This is a genomic window from Streptomyces cinnabarinus, assembly GCF_027270315.1.
GTDB lineage: Bacteria > Actinomycetota > Actinomycetes > Streptomycetales > Streptomycetaceae > Streptomyces > Streptomyces cinnabarinus.
This window is the reverse complement of sequence record NZ_CP114413.1, coordinates 8,614,821-8,637,275: the sequence shown is the minus strand read 5'-3', so window position 1 is coordinate 8,637,275 and position 22,455 is coordinate 8,614,821. Positions and strand designations below refer to the sequence as shown.

Sequence of the window (22,455 nt, the reverse complement as noted above, 5' to 3'; positions counted from 1 at the left end):
CGTACTCCCATTGCCCGGTGTCCGGCCGAAGGTGGTCCTGCCAGTACCTGTTCGGGCAGGGCCAGTTATGGCGTCCTGCGGGGCTCGCCCCGGTGGTGTTCTGGGTGGGCGGCCGACCAGACCGTGCCGCTCACCTCCACTTCTTCGGAAGGCATGCAGCATGTCCACGAACACCACGTCCCAGTCCATGTCCCTGCCCCTGTCCCTGCCCCTGGCCGGTCGTGTCGCGGTGGTCACCGGCGCCTCCAGCGGCATCGGTGAGGCGTCCGCCGAGCACCTGGCGTCGCTCGGTGCCCGGGTCGTCGTCCTGGCGCGGCGTGCGGACCGGTTGGCGGAGCTGGTCGCCCGTATCGAGAAGCACGGCGGGAGCGCGGTGGCGATCGCCGCCGACGTGACCGACGCCCGAGCCGTGCGGGCGGCCGCCGACCGGGTCCAGGCCGAGCTCGGGGGCGCCGACCTGTTGCTGAACAACGCCGGGGTGATGCTTCCCGCTCCGATCGAGGAGCTGGCCGCGGACCAGTGGCAGCAGCAGATCGATCTGAACATCACCGGTCTGATGAACGCGATCGGCGCGTTCACCCCACAGTTGGTCGAGGCCGCCGCCGAGCGCGGGGTGGCCGACCTGATCAACACATCCTCGATCGCGGCGCAGAACATCTTCCCGAACTTCGCCGTCTACTCGGGTACGAAGGCCTACGTCACCCACCTGTCCCGGCATCTGCGGGCCGAGCTGGGCGCGAAGAAGGTGCGGGTCTCGGCGCTGGAACCGGGCATTGTCGGCACCGAGCTTCAGGGCCATGTCACGGACCAGGGCGCCCTGGACTGGCTGGCCGGCTCCAAGGAGACGATGGAGTGGCTCACGGCACAGGACGTCGCGGAGACCGTCGGCTTCATCGCCACGCTGCCGCCTCGGGTGAACCTCCAGCAGGTCACGATCATGCCGACCGGTCAGGCCGCCTGACCGTTTGGCCTGGCGTGATGCCCGCAAAGGGGCGATCCGTTTCCTGAAATGGATCGGCCTGGATGTTTCAAGTGCGAATTTCGGTTCACTTCGTAGGCTGTCTCACTCCAGGCAGGAGGCAGCCATGCTTCTCATAGGAATTGTCCTGCTCGTCATCGGCTTCGTCACCGGCATCTCGGTCCTGTGGACGATCGGGCTCATCCTCGCCATCATCGGCGGGGTCATGTGGGTCATGGGTTCCATGGGCCGCCCGGTCGCAGGCCGACGCCACTACTGGTGATACCGAGCAGGTGCTCCGTATCAGGGATTTGACCTGACCTGCAGCTGGTCCGACCCTTCCGGACCGCTGTCACGGGTGCTGCGCTAGGTTGCCCGGCATGACCGAACTCGGACAAGACGCCTGGCCACCCGCCCCGTTACGGACCGCACGGCTCGTACTCCGCGCGTCCCAGGCCCGGGACCGCGAGACTTTCATTGAGCTCTTCGCCTCGCCGGAGGTGGGCACCTACATCGGTGGCCCCCGCCCGCGGGGCGAATTGCAGCGCGCGATGCCCGAGGTGCCGGGGCGGCGCCCGGGCCTGTTCGTGATCGAACTCGACGGGGCGATGATCGGCATCATCACGCTCGACCGGCGCGATGCCGAGCGTCCGGGGCACATCCGTCCGGATGCCGGGGAAGCAGAACTCGGCTACCTGTTCCTGCCGCGGGCGTGGGGCTACGGGTACGCCGCCGAGGCATGCGCCGCGGCACTCGACTGGTTCACCGACGCGCTTCCCGGCGAACCGGTCGTACTCACCACCCAGACCGCCAACGACCGCGCGATGCGCCTCGCGGCGAAACTGGGGTTCACCGAGGTGGAACGGTTCGAGGAGTACGGCGCCGAGCAGTGGTTCGGGGTGCGGGTGTCGACTGCGGCAGCGCGTGACGGGCGTGCCTGACGGAATGTCAACTTCTGGGTTCATGGTGGGGATTCTCGCCCAGGACACTTTGTCCTGATCATGGAAGAAGCGGAGAGTTCTGGCGCGAAAGGGGTTACGCGTCAGGACCAAGGCCGCTAACTTCCCTGAAATGAACGGGTCATGCACATGAGGCCCGGTTCGTCGGCGCGACGGCGCGCGCCGGTTCTCCCCTCGGCAGGGCCGATCATGTCCTGCTGTCATCCCCACACCTCGGGAGACGACTGTGCGCACGAGACTGCTCAGACCCAGATTCATCCGTTCGTCGGCGCTGGCGGTGGTGTGTGCCGTCAGCTTCTTCGTGCCCGGAACGGCAGCAGCCGCGCCGCCCGATCCGGCTCCCCGCGCGAGTGCGGCCGCCGCGGAGTTCCAGCAGATCACGCTCGCCAAGGGCGTGGCCGAGATGGGCGAGCCCATGACACTCGCCGTGCTGCCGAACCGTTCGGTCCTGCATACGTCACGCGACGGCACCGTCCGGCTCACCGACGCCGCCGGGAACACCGGCGTGGCCGGAAAGCTCGACGTCTACAGCCACGACGAGGAGGGCCTGCAAGGCATAGCGGTGGACCCGGGCTTCGCCGACAACCGCTTCATCTACCTCTACTACGCCCCCAAGTTGAGCACGCCGAACGGTGACGCCCCCTCCGACGGGACCGCCGCCGACTTCGCGCCGTTCGACGGCGTCAACCGGCTCTCCCGGTTCGTACTGAAAACGGACGGCACGCTCGACACCGCCGGCGAGAAGAAGATCCTCGACGTCCCCGCCTCGCGCGGCACCTGCTGCCATGTCGGCGGCGACATCGACTTCGACGCGGCCGGCAATCTGTACCTGTCCACCGGCGACGACACCAACCCCTTCGCCTCGGACGGCTTCACCCCGATCGACGAACGGGCCTCCCGCAACCCGGCGTTCGACGCCCAGCGTTCCGCGGGCAACACCAACGACCTGCGCGGCAAAGTGCTGCGTATCAAAGTGAACGCGGACGGGACGTACTCCATACCGAGCGGCAACCTCTTCGCGCCCGGCACCGCCAGGACCCGGCCCGAGATCTACGCGATGGGCTTCCGCAACCCCTTCCGGATGAGCGTGGACAAGGCCACCGGCATCGTCTACCTCGGCGACTACGGCCCCGACTCCGGAACCGCGCTGCCCGGGCGGGGGCCGGAGGGCCAGGTCGAGTTCAACCGCATTACCCAGGCGGGCAATTACGGCTGGCCGTACTGCACCGGCAAGAACGACGCCTACACCGACTTCGACTTCGCCACGGGCGCGTCGGGCGCCAAGTTCGACTGCTCCGCCCCCAGGAACACCTCACCGCGCAACACCGGACTGACCGACCTGCCCCCGGCGCGACCGGCCTGGATCCCCTACAACGGCACCTCCGTACCGGAGTTCGGCGGCGGCTCCGAATCCCCGATGGGCGGCCCCGTCTACCGCTACGACGCCGCCTCCACCTCCGAAGTCAAGTTCCCCCAGGAGTACGACGGCGACTATTTCGCCGGTGAGTTCGGCCGCCGCTGGATCAAGCGCGTCGAGGCGGCGGGCGACGGGACCGTGCAGTCCATCAACCCCTTCCCCTGGACCGGCACCCAGGTGATGGACACGGCCTTCGGCCCGGACGGCGCCCTGTACGTCCTGGACTACGGCACCGGCTACTTCAACGGCGACGAGAACTCCGCCCTGTACCGCATCGAGCATGTCACCGACGGCCTCGCCCCGATCGCGCAGGCCGAGGCGAACGTCACCTCCGGAAAGGCACCGCTGGCGGTCTCCTTCTCCTCGGCCGGCAGCTCGGACCCGGACGGCGGCACCCTCAGCCACGCCTGGACCTTCGGCGACGGCACGACCTCCACCGCCGCCAACCCCTCGCATACCTACACATCCAACGGCCAGTTCACGGCCACGCTGAAGGTCACCGACCCGACCGGCAAGACCGCGACCGCGTCCGTGCGGATCACCGTCGGCAACACCGCGCCCACCGTGCGGATCGACCTGCCCGCGGACGGCAGCATCCATGACTTCGGGGACGCGATCCCGTTCCGGGTGACGGTGACCGACCCGGAGGACGGCACCGTCGACTGCGCCAAGGTGAAGGTCTCCTTCATCGTCGGCCACGACAGCCATGGCCACCCGCAGACCTCGGCCACCGGATGCTCCGGCACGCTCCAGACCCTTGCGGACGGCGAGCACGACCCCAACGCCAACATCTTCGGCGTTCTCGATGCCGAGTACACCGACAAGGGCGCGAACGGCCAGCCCCCGCTCACCACCCACGACCAGCGCATCGTCCAGCCCTCCCACCGGCAGGCCGAGCACTACGGCGACTCCGCCGGGGTCCAGGTCGTCACCCACGGCCCCGCCCACGGCGGCCGGACCGTCGGCTACATCGACAACGGCGACTGGATCTCCTTCACGCCGTACGCCCTCGGCAACGCCACCGCGTTCACCGCCCGGGTGTCCTCGGCGGGCGCGGGCGGCACCATCGAGGTGCGCGCCGGGTCCCCGACCGGTGCCCTGCTCGGCACGGCGACCGTGCCGGTGACCGGTGGCTGGGAGACCTTCCAGGACGTCAGCACTCCCCTGACCAACCCGCCCAGCGGCTCCACACAGCTGTACCTCGTCTTCAAGGGCGGCACCGGAGCGCTGTTCGACGTCGACGAGTTCTCCTTCACCACCTCCGGCGGCGGCCCCCGCTCGGGTGCGGTCAAGGGCGTGGGCGGCAAGTGCCTGGACGTCTCCGGCGCCAACACCGCCGACGGCACACAGATCCAGCTGTGGACCTGCAACGGCACCGGCGCCCAGACCTGGGCCCCGGCCGGCGACGGCAGCGTCCAGGCGCTGGGCAAGTGCCTCGACGTCTCCGGCGGCGGCACCGCCGACGGCACGAAGATCCAGCTCTGGACGTGCAACGGCACCGGCGCCCAGAAGTGGTCCGCGCAGGCCGACGGCACCGTGCACAACCCGCAGTCCGGCAAGTGCCTCACCGCGTCCGGAAGCACGTGGGGCGACGGCACACCCGTACAGCTGTGGACCTGCCACACCGGCGCCCACCAGAAATGGACTCTTCCGTAGAAAGGAGGCGACTGACATGCGTACGCGACTCAAGACGGTTCTCGGTCTGTTCACCGGCCTCGTGCTCGGTCTGACACCGCAGGCCACCGCCGTGCCCGGCCCGTCGTCGGACTCGGCCGCGCGCTCCGCCGCCGTCGCGGCGGCTGACCCGGCGTACAAGGTTCTCGTGTTCTCCCGGACCGCGGGGTTCCGGCACTCCTCGATCGACGACGGCATCGCGGCACTGCGGGCGCTCGGCACGGACAACAACTTCACCGTGGACGCCACCGAGGATCCGCAGGCCTTCACCACCGGCAACCTCGGCCAGTACAAGACGGTCGTCTTCCTCTCCACGACCGGGGACGTGCTGGGCGACGCCCAGCAGACGGCGTTCGAGCAGTACATCCAGAGCGGCGGCGGATACGTCGGCATCCACGCGGCGGCCGATACGGAGTACAACTGGCCCTTCTACGAGGGCCTGGCCGGCGCCCTGTTCCAGTCCCACCCCGCCATCCAGTCCGCCACCGTCGAGGTCGAGGACCGGGCCCATGCCGCCACCGCCCACCTCGGCACCACCTGGCAACGCACCGATGAGTGGTACAACTACCGCACCAACCCCCGCACCACCGCGCACGTCCTCGCTTCCCTCGACGAGTCCAGCTACGCGGGCGGGACCATGTCCGGCGACCACCCGATCGCCTGGTGCAAGGACTACCGGGGCGGCCGGGCCTTCTACACCGGCGGCGGCCACACGGACGAGTCGTACGGCGAACCCGCGTTCCGGCGTCATCTCCTCGGCGGCATCCGCTGGGCCGCCGGCATGACCGAGGCGGACTGCCGCCCCGAGACCGGCTACACCTCCCTCTTCGACGGCTCGTCCACCTCCGGCTGGCGCCAGGCGGGCCCCGGCGGCTTCACCCTCGCCGACGGCAGCCTCACCTCCTACGGCGGCCTCGGCATGCTCTGGTACGCCGCCGAGGAGTTCACCGGCGACTACTCCCTCAAGCTCGACTGGAAGGCCGCCGGTGACGACAACTCCGGTGTCTTCATCGGGTTTCCCGCCTCGGACGACCCGTGGTCGGCGGTGAACAACGGCTACGAGATCCAGATCGACGCCACCGACACGGCCGACCGCACCACGGGCGCCGTGTACGGGTTCAAGTCCGCCGACATCGCGGCACGCGACGCCGCGCTGAACCCGCCGGGTGAGTGGAACACGTACGAACTCCGCGTCACCGGCGAGCGGTTGGAGATCTTCCTCAACGGCCGCAAGGTCAACGACTTCACCAACACCGACCCCGCGCGCAGCCTCCAGCAGGGCCACATCGGCATCCAGAACCACGGCGACGGCGACGACGTCGCGTTCCGCAACATACGGATCGACGGGTCGGGCGGCACCACACCGCCCGGTCCTCGTTCGGGTGCGGTGAAGGGCGTGGGCGGCAAGTGTCTGGACGTCGACGGCAGCAACACCGCCGACGGCACGAAGGTCCAGCTGTGGACCTGCAACGGCACCGGCGCCCAGACCTGGACCCTGGCCGCCAATGGAACCGTCCAGGCGCTGGGCAAGTGCCTCGACGTCTCCGGCGGCGGGAGCGCGGACGGCACGAGGATCCAGCTGTGGACCTGCAACGGCACGGGAGCCCAGGCCTGGGCACCCCAATCCGACGGCACGGTCCGCAACCCGCAGTCGGGCAAGTGCCTGGACGCGTCCGGCGGTACGTGGAACGACGGGACGCCCGTCCACTTGTGGACCTGCCACACCGGACCCAACCAGAAGTGGACCCTGCCATGACCGGTACCGGCTGAGCACTCGTGGTCGACGGTCAGCGCAGAGGGTCGACGACCGTGCCGGGGTTGAGGATTCCCCGCGGGTCGAGGACCTGTTTCCCGGCCCGCAAGGCGGCGGCGAAGAGGTCGGGGCGCTGCCGGTCGTACCAGGGCCGGTGGTCGCGGCCGACCGCGTGATGGTGGGTGATGGTGGCGCCGCTCGCGATCAGGGCTTCGGAGACGGCCTGCTTGATCTCGTCCCACTGTTCCACCGTCCTGCCCCACCGGCCCGCCGCGTAGACCCCGAAGTACGGGGCGGGCCCGTCCGGGTAGACGTGGGTGAACCGACAGGTCACCACGCCTTCCGCGCCGACCTGGCGCAGGGCGTCCTGGGCCGCTTCGTCGACGGCTGCGCGCAGCGTGGCGAAGCGGTCCCAGGTGCAGGCCGTCTCGAAGGTCTCCACGATCATGCTCTGCGCGGCGAGTGCGTCGCGCTGGTAGGGCATGCGCAGGAAGGAGGAGCGCCAGGCGTCCGCGGATTCGGTGCGCGCGGCCTCTTCCGCGCTGTCGGTGTGGCGGGCCGGTTCGGGCAGGGTGCCGCCGTGGTCGCGGCACAGTTCCAGCGCCCGCGCCATCCACGCGTCCACGGGGTGGTCGGCCGATTCGAAGCCGAGGACCAGGACGGCGGTCGAGGAGCCCGCGTTGAGGAACGCTTCCACGGGGTCGAGGAGGCGGCAGTTGGCGGGGTTCAGACCGGACTGGGACAGCGCGCGCACGGCCTGGACGCCCGCGTCGTAGTCGGTGAAGGCGACGGAGGCGCCGGACCGCCGGCGGGGTCGGTCCTGGAGGCGGACCCAGGCCCGGGTGATGATGCCGAGCGACCCCTCGGAGCCCAGGAACATACGGTCCGGGGACGGTCCGGCACCGGAGGCCGGAAGCCGACGGGTCTCCACGACACCGGCGGGGGTGATGACGCGTAGCGATTCGGTGAGGTCGTCGATGTGGGTGAGGTGCGTGGCGAAGTGGCCCCCGGCCCGGGTGGCGAGCCAGCCACCGAGCGTCGAGAACTCGAAGGACTGGGGGAAGAAGCGAAGGGTGTATCCCTTGGGCCGGAGTTGCCGCTCCAGGTGCGGGCCGAAGGCTCCGGCCTCGATGAGTGCGGCCCGGCTGGTGGCGTCGACGTCGAGGACCCGGTCCATGGAGGTGAGATCCAGACTGACGACACCGGCGTAGTCATCACCGACACGGGGTTCGACGCCGCCCACGACCGAGGACCCGCCGCCGAAAGGAACCACCGCGATGTCGGCGTCGCTGCACCAGTCCAGCACGCGGACGACGTCGTCCTCGGAGGTGGGACGCACGACGAGGTCGGGCACGTGCGGCAACTGCCCCAGCAGCGCCCGGACGACATCACGGAACGCCTGCCCATGACTGTGCGCGAGCCGGTCCCGTACGTCCTCGGAGACGAGCGCCGCGAGAGCCGGCGGCGCCTGGATCCTGCTGGAGCGCACACCGAAGGAGTCGACGGAGGGCGCCTCGTGCACAGCCAGATCGGCACTGGGCAACAACTCAGCGGTACGGCGGGTGAGTTCAGCGCGCTCCCGGCCTGTCACCGCGTCCTCGACGTTGCCCCATCCCCACCACGATCGCGTCTTGCCGCTCACGTCCGCACCGCCGATCTGAACGCTGGGTAACTTACCAGGCGGTCACTTTCGCATAGGATGGGACCATGAGCAAGCAGGCCAACGTCACGCGCACCGTGGGCACCAAGGGCATGCCCCGCAAGGACCGGGAACGGCTGATCCTGGACGCGGCGGCGGAGGAGTTCGGCCGCAGGGGCCATGCGAGCGGCTCGACGAGGGACGTGGCGGCACGCGCGGGCATCTCCAAGCCCATGATCTACGAGTACTTCGGCTCCAAGGACGGCCTGTACCTGTCCTGCCTGGACCGCGCGGGCACCCGCCTCATCGCGGCCGTCGAGTCCGCACAGAAGGGCCCGTCCGACCTCACCCGCGCCGCACGCACCCTCCAGGCCATCTTCACCGCCCTGGAGCCGCACCCACACGACTGGGACCTCGTCTACGACCCCACCCTGCCGCCAGGCACCGACCTCCACACCATGGCCACCACCTACCGCCGCGAACTCAACCGACTCGGCGCGGTGGGCGTCGCTGAATACCTCAGCGACACCCGCGCGACCGACCCCCTCGACGCCGACTTCGCCACCCACCTTTGGTACGGCACCGTGACCGCGGCGGTGGCCTGGTGGCGGCACCATCCTGAACAGACCGCTGCGGAGATGAACTCGCGGTTCGAGCGGGTCTTCACAGCGCTCGCGCCTCTGGAGCCGGAATATCCAGCCGGGCGAGCTTGGCCGGATCGACGACAGCCGTGATCTCGGTGATCCTGTCGTCGGCGATCGTGAAAGCGAGGACGGAGAGTGGGGTGCCGTCCTCGTGCCAGGAGATGATTCCCGGAAGGCCGTTGACGAGTGCGGCACGCCCCAGGGTGGCCGCGCCCGCGGCCAGTTGGGCGCCGGCTGCGATCTTGGTGGCGCCGAGGGTGACGATGACTCCGGCGGGGGTGTCGACCGTCAGTTTCACCTCGGGGTCGAGCACGCGCAGCAGTTCCTCGAAGTCGCCTCGGTGAGCCGCCGCCAGGAAGGCTTGGACCAGCTTGTGTTGGTTACGGCCGACGCTCGACGGCTGTTCGGTCGCCCGCACCTTTCTCCGGGCGCGGCTCGCGGCCATCTTGGCGGCGGCCGGGGACTTGCCGAGGATCTTGGCGATCTCGTCGAAGGGCACTGCGAACAGGTCGTGCAGTACGAACGCCAGGCGCTCGCTCGGTCCCAGTGAGTCGAGGACGACCAGGAGGGCCAGGCCCACGGAGTCCGCGAGCACCGCGTCGTCCTCGGGAGCGGCGCCTTCGTCGACCGTCACGACCAGGTCCGGCAGTTGGTCGTCGTCGTAGAGCGATTCGGGGCGGGACTGGCGCGATCTCAGGACGTCGAGGCTGATTCGGCCCACCACCGTGGTCAGCCAGCCGGCGAGGTTGTCGATGGTCGCCGTGTCCTGGCGGGACAGGCGCAGCCAGGCCTCCTGGACCGCGTCCTCGGCATCGGCGTGCGAGCCGAGCATGCGGTGGGCGACCGCGAGCAGTCGGCCGCGCTGGGACTCGAACACCTCGGCCATCGGGTCCGTCGGGCTGGTGTCGGGCATGTGGTTACCTTCCTCGGCTTCGCTCCGTCACGGGTGATGACGGGCCCGGAGGGGCGCAAGTAACCGATGAAGGAGCACGACCGATGGAAGCACGTATGAAGGGCGCGATGAACCCGGACCTGGGCACCGCGATCCAGCACCTCTACAAGGCGATCGGCGCCGGGGGCGTCGACCGGCGCCTGCTCTCACTCATCCACCTGCGGGCCAGCCAGATCAACGGGTGCAGCCCTTGCGTCCACGCCTCGATCGGGTCGGCGAAGCAGGCCGGTGAGACGGAGGAACGCCTGCACAACGTGGTCGCCTGGCGCGAGACACCCTTCTTCACCGAGGAGGAACGGGCCGCGCTGGAACTGACCGAGGCCGCCACCCGGATCCAGGACGGTGCCGCGGGGGTGACCGACGAGATCTGGGACACCGTCGCCGACCACTTCGACGAGGGGCAACTGTCCGCGATCATCCTGGAGATCGCGCTGACCAACTTCTTCAACCGGATCAACCGCACGATCCGTGAGCAGGCCGGCAAGACCTGGTGAGCAACGCGATATCCGCTTGAACGTGTCCTCCCTTGATCGCATACAGTCAGCCGGGGTCAAGGGGAGGACAGCTCACACGTGAAGCACAGCATCACCAACCGAATCGCCGCCGCGCTGCTCTGCGCGGCCACGAGCGTGTTCGTCGTCGGCTGCGGAGCGGACGGCGAGGAGACCGGGGCGTCGGGGAACGGGCACCCCTTCGACACTCTGACCCCGGAGCAGATCGACAGTCAGGCCCGGGCGGCGCTCAAGAGCGCGCCGAGCATGCGCTGGACCGGCGAGTTCAACAGCGACGGCCGACAGGTGGAAGTCGATGTGGCCGCGGACGAGCACGGTTCCTGCAACGGCACGTTCGGCCTTGACTCCCCCATGCACATCATCAAGAAGGGCTCGCTCGTCCACGTCAAGGCCGAGGAGGAGTACTGGCGGACCTCCTTCAGCCGCGGCATGTCGCCCGAGCAGACGGAGGAGATGGTGGCGCAGTTCAAGGGCCGCTGGATCAAGCCTCCCAAGCTGATGTCGCGGACCTTGGGGAGCATGTGCGACGTCTTCCACACCCAGATCGAGGATCTCAGCCTTGCGTCGGACGGCAACCCCACTCGCGAGGACGACGCCACCGTGGACGGACAGCCCGTCGCCGTGCTCACCGACAGCACGACGACCGGGACCACGACTATCTACGTGGCCAAGAAGGGCAAGCCTTACCCCTTGAGGATCACGGTCACCGGCGGTGACGAACCCCTGGACGTCACGTTCACCGACTACGGCAAGCCCGTCGACACCACCCCGCCACCGGCCGACCAGATCCTCGATCCCACCACGCTCCGACCCGAGTTCAGCCGGTGAGGAACGACCGCCGCGTCCGTCGCCTCGTCACGGATGACGCCACCTGGTACTGGACCGTACGACAGCGGGTGAGACCGGACTACGCCGACTGCCGCGTGACGCTCTCCCTCTTCACGGACGGGCACACAACAGGCACCGGGCGCCGCTTGTCCTTCGTCTTCGCCCCCACCCCCACCGGAGTCGTCTCCAACTGCTACTTCGAGTCGGGCACCGTGGTACGGCTTCCGGACCGGCACTGGCTCAACCTCTACGAGCCGGGCACCGTCCGGCGCCTCCTGGACGCCGCGGCCCCCGCACTGGAGCTTCAACCAGCGGAAAGAACCCTCGAATTGGACGGCTGGCGCTACTTCGACGAGGCATCGCTCCACCGGTGAGGAGAGCCGTGCCCCGGCCCCCGGAAGGAAGACCGGGGCACGGGGCGCTCACCCGTGCAGCGTCGTCACAGGGCTGTTGTACGCCTGCGCCGTCAGCACCGGACGCCGGGACGTACATGCCTCCGACGGCCAGGACAGCCGGACGGTGCGGGACTCACCGGGCAGCAGCCACAGGTAGTTGTCGCTGTACAGCGTCGGCAGCACCCGGCGGCCGTGGGCTTCCTCCAGCAGGGAGAGCCGGACCATGGCGGCCACCGCCGATCCCCGGTTGTGGATCGTCGCCGTCAGCCCGTGCCGGTCCCCGGAACGCGACAGCTCGGTGATGTCACCGGTCAGCTTCACCTGCCTGGCCTTGTTCAGATCCCGCAGGGAGGATGCGTCGCGGTAACGCCAGTACGTGTTCCGTGACACCTCCCGGCCCTTGGCATCCGTCAGGGTCAGTCGCAGCAGATGCAGGTCCGGCAGGTCGTTCGTCCACTCCGACGTGAAGGCCTTCGCGGTGTCCGCCCGGGCTACGTCCACCCGTGCCCGCCTGGTCGAGCCGAGCTGCCGGCCGGTCAGGTCGAACAGGCGGGCGGTGACAGTGGCTCCCCGCAGGTCGGCCGAGGTGTGGTTGACCGCGATGACCTGCCAGTTCACCGGGTCGGCCTGGACATGCAGCGGTTCGCAGGCCGAACGGGCGCCGTAGTAGGTGCCGTTGACGTCGAAGTCGTAGTCGTAGGTCTGCCAGACCGTGCTGTGCCAGGCCGGATGGGACATCCACAGCATCAGTCCGGAGGCGTTGTCCCACAGATGGGCGTTCCACGCCTCGAACATGGCGCGCGTGTTCTCGTAGTTGACGAACTGCGCCTTGCGGGCGAAGTCGTCCAGGTCCCCCGACTCACCGAGGCGTGCCTCGATGGCCGCCTTGTAGTTCTGCGGCGCCTGGTTCCCGCGCTCGCTCCAGTCGTGGTGGTACCAGGCTCCCTTGATGGGCCATTCCGGCTCGTCGCCGGTCATGCTGCGGGTGCTCGCGGCGGTGGAGACGACGGGCATGCCGATCTCGGTGTGGAAGCCGAAGTCCTTGCTGCCGTACGTCATGGGGTCGAAGTACTTCTCCGGCTCCACCCAGCCGTAGGGCCCGCCGCCGGTGACGATGCCTCCGGCCGAGTTGTTCTGGTACAGCAGGCCGGGAACCTGCTCCTGCACGGCGTCGCGCATCCCCTTGTCGATGGCGGCCGGGGGGTTGCCCTCGTTGGCGCCGCACCAGATGACCACACTCGGGTGGATGCGGTAGCGCAGCACGGTGTCGCGGGCGAGCGAGATGAACGCCTCGCGGTCCGGCGGGTCCATGCCCCACGCGTTGGGGAAGTCGTTCCACACCAGGATGCCGTGCCGGTCGCAGGCGGCGAAGAACTCCTCCCGGTCACTGCTGCCGACCCAGTTGCGGATCATGGTGAAGTTCATGTCGCGGTGCATGCGCACGGCCGCGTCCATGCGTTCCGCGGGCATCCGGCGCAGCAGTTCGTCCCAGCCCCAGTTGCCGCCGCGGGCCAGCACACGCACACCGTTGACGCTGATCTTCAGCGGGTCGGGGGTGTTGGACACGGACTTGACGTCGGTCCAGTCCGAACCGTCTGCCGAGACCTGGATGACGTACGTCTTCGGGTACGCGCTCTCCCAGACGACGGCGACGCGGTCGAAGGTACGGGAGGAGCCGAGGTCGACCTGGATCCACTGATGGTCCTCGTAGGCGGAGGACCAGCGGGAGTTCGGGTCGCCGTCGGTGGCGTGGGAGGCGGGGTGGTCGGACTCCTCGGTGGATGCGGTGGCCTGCCGGCGCAGAGCGAGGTCGGTGCCGGGCTCATTGCGGTCGATAACACTGAGGCTCCACAAGGAGTTGCCCCAACTGGTGTTTCGGAGGCCGCAGTTCAGGCGGACGTAGCGTGCTGTCCGCGCCTCGAAGTCCTGCACCTGGAGGCTGGCGTTGCCGTTGTTGAAGGGCAGCGGCACCGCCCCGTTGTCCACGGACTTCACGTCGGTCCAGTCCGAGCCGTCAGCCGAGACCTGGACCACGAAGGACTTCGCGTACGCCTGCTCCCAGGTGAGGTCGACCCGGTCGAAGGACTGGGTGGAGCCCAGGTCGACGTGTATCCACTGGTCGTCCTCGTAGGCGGAGGACCAGCGGGTGCCCGCGTCGCCGTCGGTGACGTTACCGGGGCCGTGGTCGTCCTGGTCGGTGGTGGAGGCCTCGGCGGTGGCGTGCAGGGCGAGGTCGAGGCCGGGGCGGGTGCTGTCGCCGACGGAGAGGGTCCACAGGGAGCTGCCCCAGGATGTCGCCCGGGTCAGGCATCGGACGCGGACGTGCCGGGCCTGCTGCCGGTCGAAGGTCACGGACTGCGTGTAGGCGTCGCCGGAGGCGGTGAACGGCAGCGGGGTGTCGTACTCGTAGCCGAACTGGCGGATGCCGAAGCGGGTGACGCGCCGGTCGCTCTCCTGGCCGTCGGCCGACGCCGTGAGCGTGAGGTCGTGCAGGTGGGGCTCGCCCAGGCCGTTGGGCCACCACAGCTTGGGCTCGCGCAGCCTCAACTGGTTGAAGGCGCTGGGCGCGAAGACGACATTGACGCTCTCGCCCGCCTTCACGGTGACGCTCTTGGACACCCGCACGCCGCCGAAGGCCGCGGTGACCGTCGTCTCGCGGTCGGTGGTGTCGGCGTTGCGGACCGGTACGACGACGGTGATCTCGGCGACGGACACGTCCGGGAGGTCCGGGAGGACGGTGTCCACGCGCGGGTCGCCGATGACGACGTGCCCGGTCGATCTGAGCCGCACATGGTTCCAGATGCCGGCCGCACGGTCGCGTACGGCGGGCATCCAGTCCCAGCCCGAGGAGGCGAGGTAGGTTGGGGAGTTGAGGTTCATCTGCAGTGCGCCCGCGTCGACCCACGCCTCGCCCTTGGGGCCCTTGTCCCCCGGGCTGCCGGGCACCGGCATCGGTGTGATCCGCACGGCGAGCGCGTTCTCGTCGTCCGTGTCGAGGAGCCGGGTGGCGTCGAAGGCGGAGCGGGCGTACGGATAGGTCAGGTCGCCGACCTGCTTGCCGTTGAGCCAGACCTCGGCCTTGTGGTTGATGCCGTCGAACTCCAGCCAGACGCGCCGGCCGGCGCCGGTGCGCAGGCCGCGCGGCAGGGCGAAGTCCCGCTTGTACCACCACGAGTGACGGGACAGGGCCTCCGGGATGTGGAGGTTGTTCAGGCCCGCCACGGGGTCGGGCAGTCTGCCCTGGTCCACGAGCGAGCCGAGGACCGTACCGGGAACCGTCGCGGGCAGCCAGCCCTTGGTGTCCACGGAGGTCTTCGACAGAGCGGCGCCGTCCGCGTCGGCCCAGTCGTCCATGGTGAGCCGCCAGCCCGACTCCACCGGCACGGTCCCGTCGTCGGCGACCTTCAGATTCGGCGCCTTGCCGGGGTGGGATCCCCAGTCGGTCCAGCCGGTGGCCGAGGGGCGCTCGCCCTCGGCGCTGCCGTACACCTCGAAGCCGTTGAGGCCGAGGGGCAGCGGGCTGGAGCGCTTCTGGGACGTCAGCCGCACCCAGCGGGCCCGGCTCGGGCGCGGGAGCTGGATGTTCACGACGCCGCCGGTGCCCGCCGCGGTGCGGTACACCGTGGTCCACGACTTGTTGTCGAGCGAGGTCTCCACGACGAAGACCAGCGAGTAGCTCGACTGGATCTCCTTCCCGGTGGTGCCACTGTGCACATTTCCGCTGGTGGGCGGCGTGTACACCGGATCGGAGGCGTCGGCCTCGAAGGTCAGACGGACGTGGGTGACCTCGCAGGCCGCCTGGAGGTCGACGGCGATCCACTGCGGGTCGCCGCCCTCGGCGCGCCATCCGCTGCCCTTGACGCCCGGGGCGGCGAGACGGTCGACGACGAACGAGCCGGGCGTGGCGGCGTAGGCGGTGGAGGAGACCGAGACGGGTCGGTAGAGGGCCAACTCGCCGGTGCCGACGGGTGCGCCGGTGGGGGCGGCAGCGGCATTCGGCACGGGCAGCACGGAGCTGAGGCCGAATCCGGCCAGGAGCGTGGAGCCGGTGGTGACAACAGTCCGTCGCGACGGGAGGCGCGACGGACCCGACTGATCTGTCATGTGTGTGACGTCCCATCAAAAGCACAAGCCGAACCGGCTCCACGCCCCCGCGCTGAACCGGATGACAACGTTGCCAAATCCGCGATGACAACGTTGCCAAAGGCTCTGCCGTTCAGAGATTTCTGTCAACCCCTGATGCGTGAGCGCCTCGCTCGACATCGACCGGCACACTTTGTGACCCACGTCACATCATCTTCCTGTCAGGAATCGCATCGCTGTCCCGCTCAACTCACGTGGAACGAGCGAACCGACAGGAGCACCTCATGAAGCACCGCATCGTCGTCCTCGGCGCCGGCTACGCCGGGTCCCACGTGGCCGGGAACCTGGCCCGCCGCCTCTCCCCCGCGGACACCGAGATCACCGTGATCAACGCCGAGTCGGACTTCGTCGAGCGGCTGCGGCTGCACCAGTTGGCGGCCGGCCGGAAGATCGAGGCGCAGAAGCTCACGGACGTCTTCGCGGGCACCGGGATACGGCTGCGCGTGGCCCGGGTCACCGCCCTCGACCCCGAACGCCAGGTCGTCGCCGTGGCCGACGCGGACGGCGGCGGCGAACTCGGCTACGACACGCTGGTCTACGCACTCGGCAGCCGGGTCGCCGACCAGGGCGTCCCCGGGGTGGCCGAGCACGCCTTCAATGTCGCCGGACGCCCGTCAGCATTGCGTCTGCGAAGTCATCTGGACAGCCTCGAAGGCGCCGACAAGGGAGGCGAGGGCGGCACCGTGCTGGTCGTCGGCGACGGCCTCACCGGCATCGAGACCGCCACCGAGATCGCCGAGTCCCGGCCCGGTCTGTCGGTGACACTGGTCGCCGGCGGCGAGTTGGGGGCCCGCCTCTCCCCCGGAGCCCGCGCCCACCTGCGCCAGGCCTTCGACCGACTGGGCATCACCGTCCTGGAACACACGACCGTCGAAGCCGTCGAAGCGACGCGGGTGTTGTGCACCGACGGCACCGCCCTCGCGTCCGACGCCACCGTATGGACGGCCGGGTTCGCCGTCAGCTCCCTCGCCGCCACGAGCGGTCTTGAGGTCACCGAGAACGGTCGCATCGCCGTCGACCGCACCATGCGGTCGGTCTCGCACCCGAGCGTCTACGCCGCCGGTGACTGCGCCTACGCCCTCGACGACAACGGGCGCCCGCTGCCGATGTCCTGCGCTTCGGCCGGCTACACCGGGGCGCAGGCCATAGCCGCCATCATGGGAGACCTGACCGGCCGCAAGGTCCCGCACACCAAGCTGGAGTACGTGGCCAACCACATCAGCCTCGGGCGGCGGGACGGGATCCTGCAGATGGTCGATGACGAATGGCGGGCGAAGCCCAAGTACACGGGTGGCCGGAAGGCCGCGCGGATCAAGGCGGCCATCCTCTGGATGTCGCTGTGGGCCACCTCGCATCCGACGTTCGGGCTGCCCAAGCGCAGGCGCCGGCTGGCCGCCTCGCCCGCGACGTCCTCCAGGAACGCGGGGCGCGTTGCCGCTTAAGGTGATCCACGTGGACAACACCGTCGTCGATCGCTTCGACACCGATCGCTTCGAGGCCGGCCGCAACCGGCTGGCCTCGCTGGCGTACCGACTGCTGGGCTCAGCCACCGACGCCGAGGACGCCGTACAGGATGCGTTTTTGCACTGGCAAAGTGCCGATCGGCAGCGGATCAAGGTGCCGGAGGCGTGGCTGACCAAGGTCGTGACCAACCTGTGCCTGGACCGGCTCCGCTCGGCGCAGACCCGCCGTGAACGCACCGCAGGCGCCTGGCTGCCCGAACCGCTGCTGGACGGTGACCCGATGCTCGGCCCCGCCGACACGTACGAGCAGCGCGAATCGGTCTCGCTGGCCGTACTGACGCTCATGGAGCGGCTGTCACCCGTCGAGCGAGCCGTGTACGTCCTGCGTGAGGCGTTCTCCTACGGCCATGCCGAGATCGCCGAGATCCTCGACATCTCCGAGTCCGCGAGCCAGCAGCACCTCCACCGCGCCCGCCGCCGGATCACGGCCGCGCGCCGCGGCGGCGAGGAGGTCGACCGGGCATCGGCCCGCAGGATCGTCGAGGAGTTCCTCGCCGCGGCCTCCTCGGGCCGCACGGACCGGCTGGTGGCACTGCTCACCGACGACGCGACCGCCATCTCCGACGGGGCCGGACTGGCCGAGAAGCTGCTGCGGTTCGACACCGCGCAACGCGTGGCCGCCGTCGCACGGGGCGGCTTCAAACCCACCCCCGCGAAGCGGCGTTTGGCCGGCGGCACAGCCGTCATCCACTACGCGGTCGTCAACGGCACCCCCGCCATGCTCACCGTGGTCGGCGACCGGGTCGTCGGCTCCGTGACGTTCGACATCACCGGAGGCAAGATCGCCACCGTGCGCGGCATCGCCGCCCCCGCCCGCCTGGTCCGCCTCACCGAAGCCTGGCGGCGGCACGAACCGGACGCACCGCTCGTCGCCGAGTGGTGAACCCCCGACGCGCCTCGGGAGGGCGTGGCTACGATCACGGGTCATGGATTGGCTGGAGCGCGCCGCGAGCCTGAGGCAGTGGAGCCGGAAGGGGGAACGAGCCCCGCACAAGCCGTTGTTGCTGCTGTACGCGCTGGGCCGATTCCAGGCCGACGCCGAGGGCGAGTTGCGCTACAGCGTGGTGGAGGCCGAACTGAAGCGACTGCTGGCGGAGTACGGCCCCACGCGCGGGACCAGCCCCGCCTACCCCTTCCACCACCTGGCCAACGACGAGGTGTGGGAGGTACGCACCGACCTCGGCGCGGGCAGCCCGGGTCCCAGGATTCGCGAGCTGCGCTCCAGCGGCGCCGCCGGTCGGCTGGCCCCGGACCTGCGCAGGGCGCTCGTCCGGGAGCCGTCGCTGCTGGCCCGGATGGCCAGAGTGCTGCTGGACCTGCACTTCCCGCCGTCCCTGCACCCCGACCTGTGCGAGGCGGTCGGACTGGAACCGGACCTGCTGGAGACGGGCACCCCGACAGCACCCGGACGACGGCAACGGGACCGCCGTATGCGGGAGTTGGTCCTCACCGCCTACGAGTTCCAGTGCGCCTCTGCGGCTACGACGGCATGATCGACGCCGCACCCGTCGGGCTGGAGGCCGCGCACGTGCGCTGGTGGGCCTACGACGGTCCCGACGACGTCGACAATGGACTGTGCCTGTGCTCCCTGCACCACAAGCTCTTCGACAAGGGTGTCCTCGGCGTCGGCGACGGCCATCGCATCCTGGTCTCCCAGCGCTTCGTCGGTCGCGGCCCAGCCGCCCGCGAGCACGTGACCGCACTCGCGGGCCGCCCCCTCATCGGCCCTCAGCCGGGCATCCGTCCCGTCGCGGCGACCCATCGCGCATGGCACTTCGGACAGGTCTTCAAGGGCGAGCCTCGCTCCGGCGTCGCCTGACCGCGCTCGATTTCGGATCGCCTGACGCGGCCGTCAGCGTACGTCCACGTAGTCGCCGGCGGCCTTTGCCGGACCCGTGGTCGTGGTTCCGGCGAAGTTCCAGCGCCAGTAGCCGTCCTTGGCGGCCTTGACCTTGGCGTGCAGGTTGCCGGTGCTGTTGGTGTTCACCGTGGCGACGGTGGTGTAGGTGTCGCTGTCCTTCGGGCGGAACTGCAACTTCACCGCCTGGCCGGTGTATCCCGCGTACCGGTAGGTGTCCCAGTTGGCGCGGACGAGCTTGCCGGTGACGGTGATGGTGGCGCCCTTGGCCACCGGTTCCGGTGCGGCGTTCACCGTGAGGCGTGCGGCACGCTTGAGGCCGAACGAGGCCACGCCGGGGGCGAAGACGGAATCGCCGTCGTGGGTGTCGACCAGGGCGTCGACCTTCCAGGTGCCGGCGTTGGCGTTCGCCAGGTCCACGGGATCGTCGCTGCCCGGGGCGGGGTGGGCGTTGACGGTGAACGCCGTCGTGCATGCCGTCGCGGTCTCGCAGAACGCGTCGGTGGTGTAGAAGCCGCCGTGCGGCCCCTTCAGATCCACATCGACGAACGACAGCCCGGAGTCGTCCGCTCCGGTGACCGTGACCGGGAACGCCACATCGTGCGTGATCCCTACGATGACGTCCTTACCGGAGTTGACGACGGCGCCGCTGACCACGGGCTCGGTGGGCGTGGGACCAGGCGCGGCATCGGCCGGGGCGCCGATCCCGGCCAGTGCGACCACTACGGCCCCCACGACGGCACCGCGCATGGCGGCGCCGGGCGAGGCGACGTCGGCACGGCCGCGCTGTCTGACGTCGGACGGTGCGGTGCAGCGGCTCATTGGACCCTCCCAGGAATGACGGCCGATCGGCACTCCCTACGACAGCCGAACCGGCACAATCGTTGCCCTGATGCGGTGCCGGGATCCGTCCTCGACGGTGCGACGTCTGTTCACTGCGGGTACATGCCAATAAGCTGAGCGGCCTTCGCGTTCTGGGGAGGTCGTGTGAACCGTCTCCGTGCGTTCGTCTGCTGCCTTGTGCTCGCCTGTGCCGCGGTCGTCTCACCGGCCGCCGCCGTGCCGTCGGGTGCGGCCGGTACGGCGAGTTGGTCGGCGTTGCCCGTGCCGCCCGCGGCGGTCTCGCCGGTGACCGTGTCCGACCTTGCCGCTCGTGGGCCGGGGGAGGCATGGGCTAGTGGGTACGAGCATGCGGCCGATGGGCTGCGGCCGATGCTGTACCGGTGGGACGGCACCGACTGGAGTCGGGAGACCGGTTTTCCCGGCGCCGACGAGCTGGGCTGGCTCGGCAAGGTGCAGTTCGTCGGCGAGGAGGTGTGGATCTTCCACAACCGTGTCGGGGCGGGAGAGATTCTGCGCCGGTCGGCGAGCGGGTGGAGTTCCGTCCCGCTGCCGCAGGACCTGTGGACCTACCAGGACTTCACCGCCGTACCAGGAGCCGCGTGGGTCGTCGGTGAGGACGACACCGGGCTGAAGGTCCTGCACTACGACGGCTCCGCCTGGACCGCACAGGCCGTGCCCGACGGGGTGCACTACCTCATGGGGATCACCGCGCGTACCGCCACCGACGTCTGGGCGTGGGGGGACACCAGCACCGGGACCGCCATCCTGCGCTGGGACGGCACGGCGTGGCGGGACGCGAACGTAGTGCTGCCGGCGAACAGCAATGTGCACACGGTCCTGCTCGAACCCTCCGGCCGGGCGACGATCGGCGGCACCCAGTACACCGACGGCGTGGCCCGGACCTATCTGATGACGTTCAACGGGCATGCCTGGCGCACAACTTACCCGCCGCTGGGCGACTCCTACACCGAGGCCGTGGTGCGCGGCCCGGACGGCGCGCTGTGGCTGCCGGTGCGCAGCGACCGGGCGTTCCAGTCGAAGTACGCGCGGGTGGACGGCCGCCGCGCCACCTTCTCCTACGGCCCGGAGCGCACGAACGCGATCGACGTCAAACCCCGTGTCCTGGCCAGGGCCGGGTCCTGGCTGCTGTCCTTCGGGACCGTCGAGATCTACGGCTCGAAACCGAACCTGATGAGTGAGCGGCTGGGAGGCTGACCATGGCACGCCGACTTCTCGTCGCGGCCCTCGCCGCCGTCATGACCCTTGTGGGCGTCCTGAGTTCGGCCGCGGCGGAGGACCAGTCCTGGCAGCATGTCCCGGTCCCGGCAGGTGTACGTCCGCAGGCCACGCTCAACGAGGCGGTGGCCGTGGGGCCGACCCGGGCGTGGGCGGTGGGCGCCGATGCCGTCGGACGCGAGGCGCCGGGCTTCCCGTTGCTGCTGCGCTGGGACGGAACCGCCTGGCAGCGCCAGAGCCTGCCCGGGGCGGGCTGGCAGGGCGAGTTGCTGTCCGTCGCCGCGAGCTCGCCGACGGCCGTCTGGGCGGTCGGCCGCGACACGGCGGGCGGCGCCCGGCTCCTTCGCTCCGACGGCACCGCCTGGACCGAAAGCCGGCCGCCGCGCGGTGTCGTGCTGACCAAGGTCGTCTCCGGCGGCGGTGAGACCTGGCTGATCGGTTCGCGGGACGGCGTACAGGTGCTGCTGCGCTGGGACGGGCACGGCTGGCGGGATCTTCCGGTGCCGCCGGGCGCCGTGTACGGCCTGCACATCCTGTCGGCCGGTGATGTCTGGGCCGCGGGCGCGACCAACACCGGTGCGGCCGTGTCGCACTGGGACGGGGAGGCGTGGCAACAGACGCTCGTGGACGGCTTCCCGCGCTCGGCCGTGGGCAGTGTGCTGGCGGTCTCCCCCACCGAGGTGTGGGCGGGCGGCACGGCCGGGTTCGTCGGCGGCCCACCCGGCCGTCCCATCCCGCCCCTGCTGGTCCGCTTCGACGGGCAGGCGTGGAACCGGGTGGCCGTCCCGGCCGACTTCGGCTCGGTGACCGGACTCGTGCCCGCCGCCTCCGGCGAGCTGGCCTGGGTCTCGATGGCCCGCTCGCAGAAGTGGGGCCCGCCCGGCAGTACTCCCCCGCTGATCCCGGGACCGGACTTCCTCGCCTGGAACGGGCAGGCCTTCGCCGAGCACAGCGAACCGGCGGTGCCCGGAGAAGGCGACTCCCGCACGCTGAACCTGACACCGGTACCGGGCACGGCGTCGGTGTGGTCGGTCGGCCGGGCCGACGGCCCCGAGAACACCTTCGCGCCACGGATCCTGCGGTTCGGCTGACTTCGGGAGCGAGGCAGTCTCAAGGCCGGT

17 protein-coding genes and 1 pseudogene are annotated in these 22,455 nt (G+C 69.9%); 14 read left to right on the top strand and 4 right to left on the bottom strand.

All coding sequences use genetic code 11. From position 1 onward, the window contains the following. Positions 1–160 precede the first annotated feature (160 nt). From STRCI_RS38945 to STRCI_RS38925, 5 genes are all read left to right on the top strand, one after another. A complete protein-coding gene (locus STRCI_RS38945; protein ID WP_269663724.1) occupies positions 161–961 on the top strand; it encodes an SDR family oxidoreductase in 801 nt (266 codons plus the stop codon). 124 nt (positions 962–1,085) lie between these two features. Then, entirely contained in the window at positions 1,086–1,241 is a 156-nt protein-coding gene (locus tag STRCI_RS38940) for a hypothetical protein (protein WP_269663723.1), read from the top strand. Between the two features lie 97 nt (positions 1,242–1,338). Further along, the gene (locus tag STRCI_RS38935; RefSeq protein ID WP_269663722.1) at positions 1,339–1,899 is read left to right on the top strand and encodes a GNAT family N-acetyltransferase; all 561 of its coding nucleotides are present in this window, start codon (positions 1,339–1,341) and stop codon (positions 1,897–1,899) included. Positions 1,900–2,143: 244 nt separating this feature from the next. Then, entirely contained in the window at positions 2,144–4,990 is a 2,847-nt protein-coding gene (locus tag STRCI_RS38930; RefSeq protein ID WP_418953421.1) for a PQQ-dependent sugar dehydrogenase, read from the top strand. A gap of 16 nt (positions 4,991–5,006) precedes the next feature. Further along, on the top strand, positions 5,007–6,764 hold the full coding sequence (locus STRCI_RS38925) for a ThuA domain-containing protein (RefSeq protein ID WP_269663721.1): 1,758 nt from the start codon (positions 5,007–5,009) through the stop codon (positions 6,762–6,764). Positions 6,765–6,795: 31 nt separating this feature from the next. On the opposite strand, the gene STRCI_RS38920 is transcribed toward STRCI_RS38925, so the two are convergent. After that, complete coding sequence (locus tag STRCI_RS38920) at positions 6,796–8,403, bottom strand: FAD-binding oxidoreductase (protein WP_269663720.1); 1,608 nt, start codon at positions 8,401–8,403, stop codon at positions 6,796–6,798. 65 nt (positions 8,404–8,468) lie between these two features. Here STRCI_RS38920 and STRCI_RS38915 point away from each other — a divergent pair, with 65 nt between their 5' ends. Then, on the top strand, positions 8,469–9,134 hold the full coding sequence (locus tag STRCI_RS38915) for a TetR/AcrR family transcriptional regulator (protein ID WP_269663719.1): 666 nt from the start codon (positions 8,469–8,471) through the stop codon (positions 9,132–9,134). Here STRCI_RS38915 and STRCI_RS38910 read toward each other — a convergent pair. Further along, on the bottom strand, positions 9,064–9,957 hold the full coding sequence (locus STRCI_RS38910) for a sigma-70 family RNA polymerase sigma factor (protein WP_269663718.1): 894 nt from the start codon (positions 9,955–9,957) through the stop codon (positions 9,064–9,066). The genes STRCI_RS38915 and STRCI_RS38910 overlap by 71 nt on opposite strands. A gap of 83 nt (positions 9,958–10,040) precedes the next feature. On the opposite strand from STRCI_RS38910, the gene STRCI_RS38905 reads away from it, so the two are divergent. The 3 genes from STRCI_RS38905 to STRCI_RS38895 all read left to right on the top strand — a co-directional run bounded on the left by STRCI_RS38905 (position 10,041) and on the right by STRCI_RS38895 (position 11,710). Next, positions 10,041–10,490 carry a carboxymuconolactone decarboxylase family protein gene (locus STRCI_RS38905; protein ID WP_269663717.1) on the top strand — a complete coding sequence of 150 codons (450 nt, stop codon included), beginning with the start codon at positions 10,041–10,043 and terminating at the stop codon, positions 10,488–10,490. A gap of 78 nt (positions 10,491–10,568) precedes the next feature. Beyond that, the gene (locus STRCI_RS38900) at positions 10,569–11,336 is read left to right on the top strand and encodes a hypothetical protein (protein ID WP_269663716.1); all 768 of its coding nucleotides are present in this window, start codon (positions 10,569–10,571) and stop codon (positions 11,334–11,336) included. Further along, positions 11,333–11,710 (top strand): hypothetical protein, encoded by a 378-nt coding sequence (locus STRCI_RS38895; RefSeq protein ID WP_269663715.1) that lies wholly within the window; start codon positions 11,333–11,335, stop codon positions 11,708–11,710. The genes STRCI_RS38900 and STRCI_RS38895 overlap by 4 nt, the downstream gene beginning before the upstream one ends. A 48-nt stretch (positions 11,711–11,758) precedes the next feature. Here the strand turns inward: STRCI_RS38895 and STRCI_RS38890 are convergent, their stop codons facing one another. After that, positions 11,759–15,835 (bottom strand): discoidin domain-containing protein, encoded by a 4,077-nt coding sequence (locus STRCI_RS38890; RefSeq protein WP_269663714.1) that lies wholly within the window; start codon positions 15,833–15,835, stop codon positions 11,759–11,761. Between the two features lie 263 nt (positions 15,836–16,098). Here STRCI_RS38890 and STRCI_RS38885 point away from each other — a divergent pair, with 263 nt between their 5' ends. The 3 genes and pseudogenes from STRCI_RS38885 to STRCI_RS38875 all read left to right on the top strand — a co-directional run bounded on the left by STRCI_RS38885 (position 16,099) and on the right by STRCI_RS38875 (position 19,216). Continuing rightward, positions 16,099–17,316 (top strand): NAD(P)/FAD-dependent oxidoreductase, encoded by a 1,218-nt coding sequence (locus STRCI_RS38885; RefSeq protein ID WP_269663713.1) that lies wholly within the window; start codon positions 16,099–16,101, stop codon positions 17,314–17,316. Positions 17,317–17,326: 10 nt separating this feature from the next. Beyond that, positions 17,327–18,280, top strand: a complete 954-nt coding sequence (locus STRCI_RS38880; RefSeq protein WP_269663712.1) for a sigma-70 family RNA polymerase sigma factor — start codon at positions 17,327–17,329, stop codon at positions 18,278–18,280. 43 nt (positions 18,281–18,323) lie between these two features. Beyond that, a pseudogene (locus tag STRCI_RS38875) lies at positions 18,324–19,216 on the top strand (phosphorothioated DNA-binding restriction endonuclease). 33 nt (positions 19,217–19,249) lie between these two features. On the opposite strand, the gene STRCI_RS38870 reads toward STRCI_RS38875, so the two are convergent. Then, a complete protein-coding gene (locus STRCI_RS38870; RefSeq protein WP_269663711.1) occupies positions 19,250–20,077 on the bottom strand; it encodes a calcium-binding protein in 828 nt (275 codons plus the stop codon). A 165-nt stretch (positions 20,078–20,242) separates the two neighbouring features. Between STRCI_RS38870 and STRCI_RS38865 the strand changes: the two genes are divergently transcribed. Further along, positions 20,243–21,313: a hypothetical protein gene (locus STRCI_RS38865; RefSeq protein ID WP_269663710.1), complete on the top strand. Its 1,071-nt coding sequence runs from the start codon at positions 20,243–20,245 to the stop codon at positions 21,311–21,313. A gap of 2 nt (positions 21,314–21,315) precedes the next feature. Continuing rightward, entirely contained in the window at positions 21,316–22,425 is a 1,110-nt protein-coding gene (locus tag STRCI_RS38860) for a hypothetical protein (protein ID WP_269663709.1), read from the top strand. Positions 22,426–22,455 lie beyond the last annotated feature (30 nt).